Origin of the sequence: Mucilaginibacter sp., from assembly GCF_965225845.1 — a bacterium.
Lineage (GTDB): Bacteria > Bacteroidota > Bacteroidia > Sphingobacteriales > Sphingobacteriaceae > Mucilaginibacter.
The window spans coordinates 924,977-940,520 of record NZ_CBDDBL010000002.1 but is presented as its reverse complement, the minus strand read 5'-3'; the positions used below and the strand labels follow the sequence as shown (position 1 = coordinate 940,520).

General features: G+C 41.4%; 7 protein-coding genes. All 7 read right to left on the bottom strand.

From position 1 onward, the window contains the following. Genes ACYZ0U_RS08035 through ACYZ0U_RS08005 form a run of 7 tightly spaced genes read right to left on the bottom strand, consistent with a single transcriptional unit; the run spans nt 1 to nt 15,544 of the window. Nucleotides 1–3,303: a glycoside hydrolase family 2 TIM barrel-domain containing protein gene (locus ACYZ0U_RS08035; RefSeq protein WP_461451566.1), complete on the bottom strand. Its 3,303-nt coding sequence runs from the start codon at nt 3,301–3,303 to the stop codon at nt 1–3. A gap of 3 nt (nt 3,304–3,306) precedes the next feature. Beyond that, entirely contained in the window at nt 3,307–5,481 is a 2,175-nt protein-coding gene (locus tag ACYZ0U_RS08030; RefSeq protein ID WP_461451565.1) for an alpha-L-rhamnosidase-related protein, read from the bottom strand. Between the two features lie 2 nt (nt 5,482–5,483). Further along, complete coding sequence (locus ACYZ0U_RS08025; protein ID WP_461451564.1) at nt 5,484–7,406, bottom strand: right-handed parallel beta-helix repeat-containing protein; 1,923 nt, start codon at nt 7,404–7,406, stop codon at nt 5,484–5,486. Nucleotide 7,407: 1 nt separating this feature from the next. Beyond that, nucleotides 7,408–8,823: a DUF4974 domain-containing protein gene (locus tag ACYZ0U_RS08020; protein WP_461451563.1), complete on the bottom strand. Its 1,416-nt coding sequence runs from the start codon at nt 8,821–8,823 to the stop codon at nt 7,408–7,410. Nucleotides 8,824–8,833: 10 nt separating this feature from the next. After that, a complete protein-coding gene (locus ACYZ0U_RS08015; protein ID WP_461451562.1) occupies nt 8,834–9,919 on the bottom strand; it encodes a sialidase family protein in 1,086 nt (361 codons plus the stop codon). A gap of 49 nt (nt 9,920–9,968) precedes the next feature. Further along, entirely contained in the window at nt 9,969–12,737 is a 2,769-nt protein-coding gene (locus ACYZ0U_RS08010; RefSeq protein WP_461451561.1) for a glycoside hydrolase family 78 protein, read from the bottom strand. Then, a complete protein-coding gene (locus tag ACYZ0U_RS08005; protein WP_461451560.1) occupies nt 12,734–15,544 on the bottom strand; it encodes a glycoside hydrolase family 2 TIM barrel-domain containing protein in 2,811 nt (936 codons plus the stop codon). Before ACYZ0U_RS08005 ends, ACYZ0U_RS08010 begins: the two co-directional genes overlap by 4 nt.

Here is a 15,544-nt window from a genome sequence, read left to right as displayed (position 1 = left end):
TTACTTATCTGCATTAAATTTTATATCACGTGAAAGTTTAGTTATATTTTTTATATCGATTTTGCCGGGCAGCAAATAAAAACTGTAACTGTAATTTGTTGCAGGTATCTGGTATTTTTCCAGCGGCGCCCCAACATCCGACCAGCTATCGTTTCCACCAACGCCCATTTGCAGCAAATCGATATTTAAAGTTATGAACCCTGCATCTTTAAGCTTATTAGTGTGCTTAGCAGTTTCCATATTTTTTTCGGTATTCGGCCACGCATTCATGCTAAGCAAACTATCAGCCACCACCAATAAGCCGTTTGAACTTTTACCAGCCAGGTACATCCATCGTACATCGGTACGATTACCCGTTTCTTGCGGCACCACATATGGCTCATTAAATTCATTGATGGGCTGCTCATAAATCCCGGCCTCGAAACCTGTGCGGCGATCAATATAATTTTCGTATAAACCGCGCCCATACCAACTGATATTATCATAACTACGCTTTATCCCGCATTGCATCCCAACCTCCGGGATATTCGGCAAACCGGGTTTGTTGATCAGTTCATAATCAACTTTAATAACACCTTTGCCATTAATAAAATAATTTACCCGCACAGCCGAGCTATCGCTTATAAGCGTGTAGTTGCTTATTATTTTAATTAAACTGCTGTTTATTTTTAGGACAGATACATTTTTTAGCATTACACTATCCTTATACCATGACTTAAGCTTTTTGTATGACTTCCAACCACGCAGGTCATTATCAGTAAGCGGACGAGTGAAATGCGGCAAAAGAGGCGCAAATATTTGTTCCTGATTATTGATTAGGTAAGAAGTTAAGGCTCCATTTGTCTTGCTAATTGAAATTTTAAAATTTCCGCCACTCATTACATAAGCATCTGGATTATTATTCAATGAAATTGCAGGATAATTCTTTTCATTATTTTTAATAATCGGAACCGGGGTTAGCGCAAACTGATCAGCAGCTATTTCAAAGCTTTTTGATGCCCATGGCTCATCTTCGGATAAAGTGAAATGGATATCAGCTAAATATTCATGCCCGGATTTCATTACAGGCAAATACCTGGCAATTGAATAATTGATATCACCAAAAGGTGCAATATCGATTGGAGGCAACCCTTTTTTTGAGATGATATTGCCGTCTTCACGTACTTGCAGCGTAACCGTATAATCTTTAAGTGATTCTACCGAGTTCCAACTTTTTATATTGATAATGAATTTAGTTGAATCAACCAATTTACATTCAGCAGGTTGAAAAACATGCTTGCACTCGTACATGGCCGGCTTTGGCCTGCCATCGGGTGCCACTAAACCTTTGATCGTGAAGTCATCAAAGTATTTCTCGCCGTAGTCGCCACCATAAGCATAAAACGGAACGCCGTTAGCATCCTTTTTTAATAATCCCTGGTCTTTAAACTCCCAAATCGCGCCACCTATAATACGTGGTGTATTGCGCCAAATTTCCCAAAACTCCTTTAAGTTTCCGTTGGAATTACCCATCGCATGAGAATATTCCACAAAGAATATAGGCCGATGATCGCCATTCTTTTGATAGGCTAAAAGGTCAGCAGTAAACAATCCCGGGTACATCCGGCTAACAATATCTACATATGGCTCATCAATAGGATTTTGTAAACGATGCGAGTGATCATTAGCTTTTGGGTAACGAGGGTCATCCGGCGGGATATATCCTTCTGCCTGCGGTGTTCCCTGCGCGGGTTCATAATGCACGGGGCGGGTTATGTCAAAGTCGTGTGTCCAGCCTGCCATTGCCGCGTGGTTGGGACCCTCGCCCGCTTCGTTACCTAAACTCCAGATGATAATACTTGGGTGATTTTTATCGCGCATCACCATTCGCGTCATCCGGTCCATGTAAGCACCTGCCCAGGTTGGGTCATTGCTTAACTTAGATCCAAGGCCATGTGTTTCCAAATTTGCCTCATCAATCACCATGATACCGTATTGATCACATAACTCATAGAAATAGGGATCATGAGGATAATGGCTTGTGCGGATAAGATTAAAATTAAAACGCTTAACGGTTTGTACATCGCGCAAAATATCCTCACGCGACAATGCCTTGCCTTTTATCGGATCATGATCGGGCATATTTACACCGTACAAATAAGTTACTTTACCATTGATCAGTAGCTTGCTATTTGTTTTTGAAAACTCAACGCTCCTGAAACCAACTTTGCAGCTTTTCACTTCGAGTATAAGCCCGGTAGTATCCTTTAAAGCTAATGTAAGTGTGTATAAATTAGGGGCTTCGGTGCTCCATTTATCCGGGTTTTTAATTTTGGCCTCCATCAAACCAAACTTTACATTTCCTAAGCGCGGATAGATCTCGTTGATGATACTTTCTACACTTTTTTCCAACGGCTTTTCAAAAACGGGCTTATTATTTTTATCGTAAAGCTGCGCTTCCAGTTTGTAGCCGGATATTTCATTTCCGGTAAGGTTTTCAATTCTCGGCCTTAGCTCAAAGGTGGCATCTTTATAATCTTTATCCAGTTTGGTTTGATAGAAAAAGTCGGCTATGCGTATTTTAGGTTCAGCAAGCAACATCACTTCGCGATGGATCCCGCTTAAACGCCATTGATCCTGGTCTTCCAAAAAATAACCATCAGTCCACCTGATCACCTGAACCGAAAGTACATTTTCGCCGGCATGCAGGTAAGGTGTTATATTAAATTCTGATGGTAAAAAACTATCCTCACCATAACCCAAAAACATGCCATTTAACCAAACTTTAAAGCCAGAGCTTACCCCGCCAAAATGCAGAGTGATGTTCATATCTTTCCAGTTTTCGGGAATAGTGAATGTCCGCTGAAAATTGCCTACGCTATTATCAGTTGTAGGCATATACGGTGGGTTAACCGGCCTGAACGGGTAAACTGCACTTTTATAAATTGGCTTGCCATATCCCTGCATTTCCATACTTGACGGAACAATGATCTTTTTCCATCCTGTTACCCTCCTTTTATAAAAACCGGCAGGGGTATCAGCCGGTGTAGGCGAATAAGAGAAATCCCAATAACCATTTAATGATAACATCCGCGATTTATCCCGGTCGCCTAACAAGGCATCTTGCAGATTGCTGTACGAATAAGCCGTAGCATGTGCAGCCTGGCGGTTTATTCCGTCAACAGAAGGATCTTCCCAAGGATCAAAACGGTAAATACGGGGAGCGACTGGAACTGCAGCAGGTGTTTTATCGACCAATTGGGCATGAGACAAAACGGGCAAAAGCCCAAGGATGAGCAGCAAATATTTCAGGAAAAATTTCATTTATTACAAGGCCTTATAATCGACTGTAAAATATGTTCCTTTTGTTACCTGAAGTTCAAATATGTTATCACCTTTCGCTATGATATTAGCCTGTTTACATTTGGGAATTGTACTGCTTTTAAACCTGAGTATTCCTATGCCATCCTGTGCATTTACCTTTATTTGACTGGTACTCACGTATATTTGTATGTCACCGTTAGGAGTTGGAACTGTTCCTTGCATCCATTTCAAGCTGCCCAGGTTTGGTTCAATCATATAATTTTTATAGCCCGGCGAGGTTGGCTTAACACCCAAATAGTATTTCCCCAGCAAATAAATAGGACTTGCACCCCAGGCGTGGCACAAACTTTTACCGTATGGCCTGCCATACATGGCATAAATATTTGCACCCGTATCGGCGGGGTTATACTCTTCCCAAAAAGATGTTGCGCCAAGTTTCAACATTCCACCCCAATAATCTTTTATTTGTTTTAGTACATAACTTTGTTCGCCCATCGCGCATAATGATTCCAGCTCATAAAAACGCATATAGGGTGTAGTGATCTTGGGTACGTCATTATTCAAAAGCACGTATTTTTTAACATCCTGTTTTTGTTTTTCATCCAGGTAATTAAAAAATATAGAGAACATGTTGGCGTAACGGGTGACATTGTCAGTCGGTTTACCGTCAATGCGACTGTGAACTAATGCATGTTTTTGATTGCTCCAGTAATATTTAAATATTTTAGCTTTAAGGTCAGCTGCTATTTTGCCATACTTTTCTGCTGATTCATGATCAGCGGCTATCAGGGCACATTGCGCCATTGTTTCCAGGCTGCGGCATAATAATATCTGCTCAAAACTAACTTCACCCTGTTTGCTCAGGCCATCGGCCCAGTCAATAAATACCCAATCACCGGTTAAACCCTGCACTAAACCATCAGCATCCCTTCGGCCTAAACAAAAATCCATCATCGTTTTCATAGACGGGTAGTTTTGCTGAATAAACATCTTATCGCCTGTATATTGATAATAATCGCTTATCCCTAAAAACCAGTAAAAGCTATAATCCATTATGGTATTAATATGGCTGGTTACAGGATCCTTACCACGCAGAGCCTGCAATGTGTGCGTAACTGTTGGCGAATCGAAAAACAGGTAATAGTTCATCAAATAGCTTTGGTAAGCGTCGCCCGACCATACCCACCTATCGCGTTTAATACCGTCTATAAAAAACTCACGGGTATTCAGGTGCAAAGTGTAAGCGGCTACATCCCAAATTTTATTAATCTCATTGTCAGAACATTTAAAACTACCGCGCTGCGTAACTGGTGAATATTCATACAACATGGAAACATCGTTAATTTCGATGTTATCATCGTATTGAATATTTACATACCTGAAAGCCCTTGAACCAATAAAAGTATAATCGCCGCCGCTTTGGTTGATGGTTACTTTATCAGATAATTCGCAAAGCGCCGTGTCCATTGCCTCATTTGGTGATTCGCCAAAGTACAAGTGCACGTTACCATTGCCTGTTACTCCAAGCAATTTGATGTAACCAAATGTTTCCTTCCCAAAATCAATAAATAAAGAGTGGGACTTTTTAATGATACTTGCCGCCTTATGTTCTTCAACCGGTAAATGGTAGGTAGATGGCAAAACAGTTGGATCGGTAAAATCCCAACTATCAGCATTGCGGTATTTTGTTGCCGATACGTCCGAGGTTTTTCCCGTAGCGTCTATCCATTCCTTATCTTCATAGGTTAGCAACCATGATGTGTCTGACACCAAATACGTCCCCTGCACAAATATGGCAGGCACAGCAGCTTGATTATATACTTTCAAACTAATTTTATGCTTACCTGCAGGTATATGCAATATAGTTGGATACCCCCGCAAGGTTCTTCCATCTATACTGACGTTATATTGCCCTTCTACGTACAAATGGGCATCCTCGGGTGAAGCAAGTTCAAAATCTTTATGGAAGTTCATTAAAACATAATGACTATCCAACTTCCAAAATGGCGGCAGAAAGGTGCCACGCTCTGTACGACGGTTCTGTACCTTATTACTCAGCCATACCTCGTAATCGCCGGGATACCATATCCATGATGCCTTTTGTGCCCTGGCGGTTATATTAAACAATGAAAGTAACAACCAAAATGAAATAAATATCAGGTTACGTCTCTTCAGCATGATTAATGGTTTAAAGGTTGATTGTCGGGATTTACTTTTATGCCCTTCAGTAAATATTGGTAAGGTATTTGTAAACCGGCAGATTCTTTTATTGAATTTGATACCTGCGGACCGTTATTTTCCCACACATCATCCGGGCCATTGGCATTTTTCAGAAACTTTTCCGACGGGCACCAATTATTTTTTACGGTAATGTATGATGAGCCCTCATCACAATATAAATAAAACCAATGTTCAGGATCATGGGCATAGGAAACCTTGTAAATACTATCTACATAATTACTATCTATAACAGTGTTTGGCTGCGCCGATAAGGTATAAATACCTGCAACATCATACATATGCCTGGCATAATGATGTATTTTATTTGCACGAATAATATTATCGCTCATTGCATTTGCAGCCTTCGTCCATCCCCAGCCTAAGCTTATTCCGGAATATGAAACATCGCTAATTTCGTTATTCTCAATTATAATTTTCTTTACATAGCCTGCACTAATACCGAGGGAACCCCAATCCTCATTAGTAACATCAGTTATTAAGTTGTTTTCGATATGCTCATTTGTACATACATCACGGGTATCTTTTGGGTTATACGGCAAATGCGCTTCTAATCCCTCATCAGAATAAGTACCAATCTGGATGCCTGTACCACCAATATCAGAAAATAAATTTCCTTTAATTTTATCGTCATGATCACCCCTAATATAATCCAAACCGCTTGAGGCCAGGTGTGTAAATGTACAGCCCTCAAAGCCGGTATGGTTTACGTAAGTTAGCTCAACTGCAGCAGGCGGACGGCCTACCCAGGCTTGATTTTCTAAGCCGCTTTTTTCAGGTGTACCTTTAATTTTTAATTTATAGGCATCAAGCAAATACATGCCCGCCTGTAAAGGCACATGCCCCTTTTGCGATGGTCGCAGCCAGGTACTGTATTCAAAATTAATTCTTTTAAAAAACACATAGCTAACAGGCCTGTCAATAGTGCCACAAACCTGCACTAACTTTTCAAGGGACGGGACAACAACTTTTGAATGGTTTAGATCTTCACCTTTTCGCGGCCAATAATATACTTTCCCGGATTTTAAATCCTCGTACCATTCTCCCGGTTTATCTAAAAAAGCTATCGAGTTGTTTAGATAGAATGCCGAATTACCATTCATTTTATGAGTCTTATCAATTACCGGTGCCGGCCAGGGGTGTTCAAATTCAATTTTGCTTTCAGGTTGATAAAAAGTTAAGCCTGCTTTGTTACCATCTATTTCTATCGATTTAACACGAAGGTTGGCAATGGCCCACATCTGGTGAATAACCATTTCCATTTGTCCGGGAGATTTTGGCAAACCGGATTTTGGCAGCGGGATCCATATTTCCTGTTTTTGTTTATCAATGGATAAAATACGGTTCATGCTTTCGTCGGTATTGCTTTCCCGTGCGCGGGTTGCTTTAGTACCATTCACCCACAACTGCCTGAACAATAAATTTCCTCCACCGACTTCCGGAATATTGGCTTCCCAAATATTGCCTTGTGACTGTTTGGGCAGCCCAGAAATGTGTACTACCGATTTTTTCCAATTAGTGGTATTAACACCACCGGTTAAGACAGCTTTCTCATCCGAAGCGTTCTCAATAATTGTAGGTGATGATGATGTTCCCGAATCTTCGGGCCGAATAAAAATGGATTCATCCAAAACATACTCTCCACCAGTTAAAATAATGTGGATCCCACCTGCTATCGATGGATCATTCAACCTGCGTAACTCTCTCGCATGGCGAAGTGCCGCGGCTAAGGTTAATTTTGGACTATTTTTGGTTCCTGTGTTTGCGTCGTTACCATTGGTCGCCACCCATATTTCGGCAGCCCGGCTTTTTAGGCTGACAAGCGATAATAATAAAATACTCCATAAAAAAACAAGTTTTTTCATATCAATATTTGGCAGTCTTTTCTCTTGGGGCAGTCGCGAAAACCTTTAATAGGTTATTATAACCCATAATAGCATCTTTAGGCAAATATTGGCCATGATCGCCAAAAACATACATCAAAGGCTCTTTTTCGATTGTAACCTCCGACTCATCTATTTTACCATTCTTGTCCTCGATCTTTTTAATGTCGAGATGAAAGTATTTCGCGACAAATGGATAAAGCGCGTTCCGTTTAGACGGGCCATAATCATGTCCTTCGTTTGGTAAATGCACATTTTCTACCTTGTTTGATTCGCCGTAATAACCATAAACCTTTTGCAGATATGGAAAATCATGTTCAGGCATATGTGCTGTCCAGTCTTTCCCATCAGTGATCAGTAATTGCGGATTAGGTGCAGCCATAGCGGCCAGCTCCACGTTATCCGTACCACCGCCAACCATGTGGATGGGCATGCCACTTTCGCAAGGACATCCGCCATAAAAATAAGAAGACACCGAAACTACTGGTGCACTTAATTTGATCCGCGGATCAATTGCAGCCATTAAAACAGTATGGCTTCCGCCGCCCGAACCTCCGCTGATGCCCAAACGCGCCGGATCGGTTTCTTTTAAAGTTAGCAGGTAATCAATAATACGGATTGCGCCGAGGTTTTGCACTACCTGCGCTATGCTGGTACGATGATCTTCGGGTTTAAATTGCAGCAATGATTCGCCCCAGGCAAAAAGATCATAACTGTAAGCCATACATCCCATTCGGGCAAGCGTGGCACAGCGCAACTGGCAATCAGCACGGTATCGTTGTTTTTCCCAATGCCCGTCCGGACTTAGCATTACCGGTATTTTACCCTTGTAATGCAAAGGTTTATAAAGCGAACCGTTGATGTACAATCCAGGTAATATCTCAATTGCAATGTTTTCAACAGTGTAGCCGTTATAAATTCTTTTAGTAGTGATGATCGGTTTAGAATCTGGTTTTGCCGGCAAAGGGGACAGATCAAGCGCTTTGTATAGCTCCGGCCTGAGCAATGCTTTGCGTTGCTCCCAGCTTTTTTCATCATGATATAAATTGGCAATGCTGTCTAGCTTTGCCCAGCCATCCTGAACCGACCATACATTGTATTCGTAATCTTTTAATTTATAAGATGATGGGCCGGTTTTATTCACCTTCATATCCACCGGTGCCAAAACATTTGTCAGGGTTTCATCTACTGTGTTTCTAAAACGCCAGTCGGCATAGTTTACATATTTATCCTTTACCTGGTCGTCAGTGTATTTTATCTTTACATGATACCGGGTTTGTATTTCATCCAAAACATCTTTTAACGATTTCCGGTATTCATGATCGGTATCCTGTTGCGCAAACAATAATACCGGTACGAATAAAAGCAAACCTAAAATGTATGATCCGTATCTTTTCATCAGCTTATGTTTATAAATCCTTTGTATCACCTGTTACTACCGGTGCGGTGTAACCATCCAGTTTAGGCCACTCGCCATCTTTTATCTCGTGCAATATTAATTTTGACGGATCGATCACCGTGTGCTTAATTCTTTGCCTGCGCCAGGTATAAACCACGTGCACCATGCCATCTTCAGTTTGAATAACTGAAGGATATGAATATTGACTGATTGGCGAATCCTCCAAGATCAACGCAGCGTACCAGGTATTTCCATCTTTTGAAATTGCCACATTCAGTGGGGTACGTGCACCCTTGGCTAAGTTTCCCGGCGGTAAAACGTGGTTGTAAACCAATAGTAAGCGACCATCTTTTAATGCTACGCCATCTATACCGGAATTATTATTTGGCAGCGATGTTGGCATAAGCGGCGACCAGGTAACTCCATTATCTTTCGACCATGTTTCATAAATAGCCCTGTTTTGGGTTCGGCATAGCGCCTGTATGCTGCCATCTTTATGAACTAAAATTGTTGGCTGTAATGTTTTAATAGTTTTTCCATCGCCGGCAGGGCCGGTTATCATCCATGTTTGGCATTTGTCTTTTGATAACTCGAAATGAATCTTTGCGCCGCCGCTTTCTGTACCTGATGGTGATAAAATATTACCATTACTCAGCATAACCGGTTTATTTTTTACCGGCCCTAAAATACCATCGGGCAAGGCTTGTTGGGCTAACCATGTAATGCCTCCATCTTTCGAGATGCGCTGAAACCCTTTCCACTTTGCAGGCGACGGGCCAATTTTGTAATAGAGAAACAAATCACCGTTTGGAACCTGGTACAAAACCGGGTTCCAGCAAGCATACCGTAAAGTATCATTCTGAACCCCATTTGCAACATTGATCGCTTCGGTCCACTTACCATTTACCAGGCGACTAACCCATATACAAACGTCCGGGTTGCGTTCCTTTGTACCGCCAAACCAGGCGGCTACCAGTCCTTTTTTAGTTTCGGCAATTGTTGCAGCGTGGCATTCAGGATACGGCGCTTTTTCGAAGATAAATTTATCTTTAACAATACCCTGCTGCCACAATTTAAGCTGCGCAGTTGTATTCAATGTAAATGTCAAACATGCAACAGCAGTTAATGCAATATTTAATATTTTGCTATTTAACATCATTCACCTCCAAATTATAAACACCTGATCCGATCTCAATTTTAACCTTGCCATTTTCTTCACCAAGATACTTATACCCGTTAGCTGTAGATAAACTTATGCCATTTTCTGTAATATCCTTCAACTGCTTTGCCGGCACATAAACGACCGCATTTGTATTTGCAGGAATAGTTATCATCCATTTAAAATTGCCCGATTGTTTTATCCAACTGCTTTTTAATAATCCATATGGTGTTTGGTAAGATGCTTTAACACTATCCAAACTTGCAACAGGTTCCGGTTTCATGATGATGGTTTTAAAGCCAGGATCAACAGATTTTATGCCGGCAATATCCTGGTAAAACCAGGCAATCAAGTCGCCTAAAAGCATCACGTGATTGCGTGAGTTCATTTCGGGATTGGCAGTATCGCCGTTCCATAATTCCCAGGTAGTTGTAGCTCCGCGTTTGGCCATGTAACCCCAGCTTGGGTAATCATCATTGGCAGCAATATGATAAGCAATATCTGTACGGCCAAATTCCGTTAAACCCCGCATAAGCCATTGTGTGCCAATTACTCCTGTACTGATATGGCTATGCGCATCGATAGTGATCTTATTAACGATATTATGAAACACTGCTGCCCTATCGTCAACGGGCACTATTCCAAAGTACAAGGGCAATAAATTAGCTGTAACAGTATTATTGTCGTATTGCGAAGTTTTGGGATCAAAGAATTTTTTATTGAAAGCTTCCTTTGTTTTTATTTTTAACTTCGAAAACACCTGGGCATCGTCAGGCTTATTTAATAATTTGGCAAAACCCTGCATCAGATCCAGCATACGGTAGTAATAAGCAGTAGCGATCAATTCTCCGTTAGTATTGCGCGAAGAATCCCTTGAATGGATCAGTTCCGGTGATTCCGGTGGCACACACCAGTCGCCATATTTATCCTTGGTCATCAGATTATCTTTAGCATATTTATCATGCATATAACCGAGCCATTTTTTCATTGAGGCATAATGATTTGCTATCGGCACTTTATTTGCGTATTGCCTGTATAACATGTCTGCCACTAAAATATAAGTTCCGGGCCAGGTCATGTTATCACTGTAATAATTCCAATAAGCAGGTGCTACATCAGGAATTGAACCATCCGGTTTTTGCGATTGCTGGATATCATTCAGCCATTTTGCATATAGGTTATCATTATTAAAAATAAAACTCTCACCTAATGAGCCTATCGCGCGATCACCCAGCCATGGCATGCGTTCGTTACGTTGCGGACAATCAACCGGCATTCCTTTATAATCACTTAAAATACTCCAATAAGCGTTATGATAAATTTGATTAATTAGCGGATTTGAGGTTTCAAACTGCCCGGTATTAGTCATTGCATCCGAAACTACCTGCCCTTCAAAACCTTCTATCTTAGGCGTACCCGGATACCCTGTGATCTCCACATATCTGAATCCATGATAAACAAAAACCGGGTGCCAAACTTCTTTGCCTCCGCCTTTTAAAGTGTAAGTATCAGTCGCTTTGGCATCCCGCAGGTTAGCAGTAAACAAACTACTATCTTTTTTTAATGTTTCCGCATAACGTAAAGTTACTTTATCACCATGATCACCACTTACTTTCATTTGTACCCAGCCGGCCATGTTTTGGCCCATGTCCATTATCCAGGTGCCCGGCTTTGTCTGTATAATGCTGACAGGTGTTATAGTTGATACAACTTTTATCGGCTCATTCACCTGTGGATCAACTTTACCTCCGGGAGCGTCGGTCAATTCAGGTCTTAACCAATTATTATCATTGTAACCGGCTAAATTCCAACCTGTGAGTTCTTTCGTGGCGTCGTATTCTTCGCCGTCGTATTCATTATTAGTCCTGATCGGGCCATCGGCGGTAAACTTCCAGCTATCATCACTGATGATGGTCTTTTTGCTGCCGTCCGCATAGGTTATCTCCAATTGCAACAGTAGTTTTGGGAACCCAAATTCTTTGATCTTTTTAGGCTTATATTTCGGCCGCATGGTAAAATAGCGCCCGTTACCTAAAACCGTGCCTATCACATTTTGTCCATTTTTAATGGCTTGGGTAACATCAAACGTATTATATAAAACCGATTGGGTATAATCAGTTGGCGCTTCAGCTAAAACCTGATCGCCGATTGTTTTACCATTAATATAAAGCTCGTAATGCCCTAATCCTACAATATAGACGGTAGCTTTTTTTACCTTTTGACCATTTTGGAATGATTTTCGAAAATACCTTGCTGACAACCTTGAAAACTTCGACACACTATCCCATGGGAAACCGTGTTCGTAACCTATCCATTTCGCATGCCAGTCGCTTGGGTTTAGTAAACCAACGCTCCAGTTGGCAGATTGGTTGCTCCATTCGCTTGCCCCTTTTGTTGTCCATACCCGAACTTTCCAATAGCATTGTGAACGACTGATTAAATCCTTACCTGTGTAAGTAACCATAATGGATTTATCAGACAATACTTTGTGCGAATCCCAAAGATCACCCTGATTTAGAGCTAATTTTTTTTGAGATGATGCGACAATAATTTCATAGGCAGTTTGCATCGTATTACGCTGATGGCTCGTTATTTGCCAGCTTAAACGGGGATGCGTGGTGCCAATTCCTTGCGGATTGTGCAGCATTTCGCAACGCAGATCGGTGAATCCAATGGCTGCAAAAGCTGCATTATTGATACAACAGGTTAAGATACCGGATAGTACAAAGGCAATATGGATCGATCTTTTTATCATTTGCCGGAAAAATCAAAGTACAGGGTGAGCGATAGCGCATCTTCGATATGCTTATCGTAATTAAAATATTGGTTCAGTTGCCCTTCCGGACCCAGCTTCTCCGGTTTTTGGGATTTGGTACCGATTGGCGGTATACCATGCATAAACGAGATATCGCCCGCTGGAAATGCCGGGGCTATGTTATTACCGTAAGTAAGCTTTGGATATTGCGGCGTAAATAAGCGCATAAACACATCCCTACTATCACAAATAATGGTAATTGGCTGGGTAGTGGTTTGCAGTTTCATCCAATATAAATTGGAGTAGTAGCCCTTAAATTCCGGGTAGATGAGTTTGGTGCTGTCTTCGCCGGTGATGGTATTGTTGTAGGTTTTGTTCCAAACATTAAGGGTAACGCCTTTCATCCTGTCTTTCCAAACACGGTAAGGACCATCGCCCATATACTCCATCCCTCTTACGTCCTTTTCAGGATAGCTAAAGCTTACCCCTAGGAGGTTGGCTTCTTCGCCAATTGGCCAGTACTTTACATCTAATCGAATCAACCCCGACGGAAATATCATCCATCGTAACTGCGCTTCGGTAGTTTTTTTAGCGAACTCTGCTTCAACAACTAATGTATCGGCAGTATAGCGGTAAGTTAATTTTTGGAAACCAGCTTTATCCTGCCCTTCAGCTAATATTGGCCCGTTGATCAACGGGATATCTCCTTTTTTATTAGTTACCTTTTTTAGGATGCCTGAGTTTCTGTTTATCTCTAACTTGATGCCGTTAGCGCTAATTTTATACAGGGAGTCGGTTTCTTTAATTTCAGGTTTATTGCTGCCTGCAGTTACAAGCATGCGTTTAGCTATCGCAGCATAACTTGCTATAGGCCAGCTCCAGGTAAATAATTCTTTCTTGTATGGATCGAAGGCTGTGACATACAGTACATCATAGTTTTGCCAGCCGGCAGGTAAATTTAAATTTAGCGAACCATATTGCCCCGGCACCACATCCGGCGAAGCGATTGTACCATACAATGTTGCCGACGTTTTGGTTTGATAAGGGTTACTTAACTTAACCAGTTTGTAAGTAAAGCTGCATTGCTTTAAATTGGTATACAAATACCTATTCTCTAATTGTAATTTACCATCAAAAGCTGGTGTGATTTCTTTTGGTTGGATATGTATAGGGCTCCATACCTCTTTAATTGTATAATAGCTACCTTCCTTTTCATGATATGGACCTAAAATGCCATCCGGACCATGATCGCCGTCGGAATCCAACAATCCGTTTTTATCAGTTCGCACAACAGCCTCATCTGCAAAAACCCAGATGAAACCACCGGCTGATATAGGTGTATGCCACATCTGTTCCCAATAATCATTTAAACCTGCACCCGCGCCCCCATCATAAATCCCATGTAAGAACTCGGTCGGGAAGAATACATCATGGCCGTGCATGGCCGTGTTGGTGCCATAGTCATAATTAATATAATGCTGTGTGTTAGTACCCCGAAAAACTGCCCATGGGTGGATCAATGGCCGTTTCTGGATATCCAGATCATCAAACCAATGGTCGAGATCATAATTGAAGCCACCCTCGTTGCCGTTATCCCAAATGACGATCGATGGGTGATTTTCATCTTTCGAGATCATTTCTTTAGCTAATTTTGAACCAACTTGAGTATCATAAGCATGGTGCCAACCGGTTAATTCATCCAATACAAATAACCCCAGTGAATCACAAACATCCAGAAAATGATCATCCGGAGGATAATGCGACATACGCACCGCGTTCATATTCATATCCTTAATGAGTTTAACATCAGCAATGCTAATTTCTTTATTTAGCGCCCTTCCTGTTGTTGGCCAAAATGAGTGGTGGTTTACACCTTTAAATTTAACCTTAACATTGTTTACATAAATGCCATCATGCTCGCGCAGTTCAACTGTGCGAAATCCGAAGCGTTGCTGTACAGTATGAATTATTTTTCCGTTATTTTGAAGCGTAAAAACTATATTATAAAGATTTGGGAATTCAGGCGACCATAATTTAGGCGAAATGAAATGTGTTTTGATCAAAGCGGATGTATCACCAGCCTTAACATTGGTAAAAAAAGGCACTCCTACTTTTTGACCGCTAATCGTAAAAAATTGCCCGGTAATTATACCCGGACTTTGGATGTTTGACAGTGCCAGTTCAGCTTTGAAATTGCCATCAGCTTTACCATCAATAGCAAAATGGCTGATGTGTTCCCTTGGGAAAGCTTCTAAAAATACCGGCCTGAAGATCCCACCGAAAACCCAGAAATCGCCTTTACGTTCAGCAGCATTTACTGAAGCATTTGCGGAGTATTTGGAAACCGTAACTTCCAACAAATTATTTAGTCCGTATTTTAACAATTTACTGATATTGTACTTAAAGCGATAGAAAGCGCCCTGGTGAATTTCGCCGGCCTGGTTACCATTAATTAGGACCTTGGTATCTGTCATGGAGCCATCAAACACGATGTTTACAACCTTGCCCCGCCATGATGCGGGTATATTAAAATTGTATTTGTATAGTCCTTGTTCTTTTCCTTTCAGGCTGTCCTTATCCAACCCGTAATTGTATTTGCCGAAGCCTTGCAGTTCCCAATTTGATGGCACGGGGATGGTTGTCCATTTACCGGAGTTTTGGCCTGCGGTGCAATAGAACTGCCAATTTACGGTGTGATCGCTCCCTGTGCCGGATAGAAATTGGATCTGCGTTTTTTGAGCGTAGGAGCTTACTGCCGGAATGGTTAGCAGTAAACAAATTAATATTTTAAAGCGGGCATATCTCAT

Coding starts and splice junctions, on each gene's coding strand:
- ACYZ0U_RS08005 (WP_461451560.1), bottom strand. CDS start 15,544: ATGAGATATGCCCGCTTTAAAATATTAATTTGTTTACTGCTAACCATT.
- ACYZ0U_RS08035 (WP_461451566.1), bottom strand. CDS start 3,303: ATGAAATTTTTCCTGAAATATTTGCTGCTCATCCTTGGGCTTTTGCCC.
- ACYZ0U_RS08025 (WP_461451564.1), bottom strand. CDS start 7,406: ATGAAAAAACTTGTTTTTTTATGGAGTATTTTATTATTATCGCTTGTC.
- ACYZ0U_RS08010 (WP_461451561.1), bottom strand. CDS start 12,737: ATGATAAAAAGATCGATCCATATTGCCTTTGTACTATCCGGTATCTTA.
- ACYZ0U_RS08020 (WP_461451563.1), bottom strand. CDS start 8,823: ATGAAAAGATACGGATCATACATTTTAGGTTTGCTTTTATTCGTACCG.
- ACYZ0U_RS08030 (WP_461451565.1), bottom strand. CDS start 5,481: ATGCTGAAGAGACGTAACCTGATATTTATTTCATTTTGGTTGTTACTT.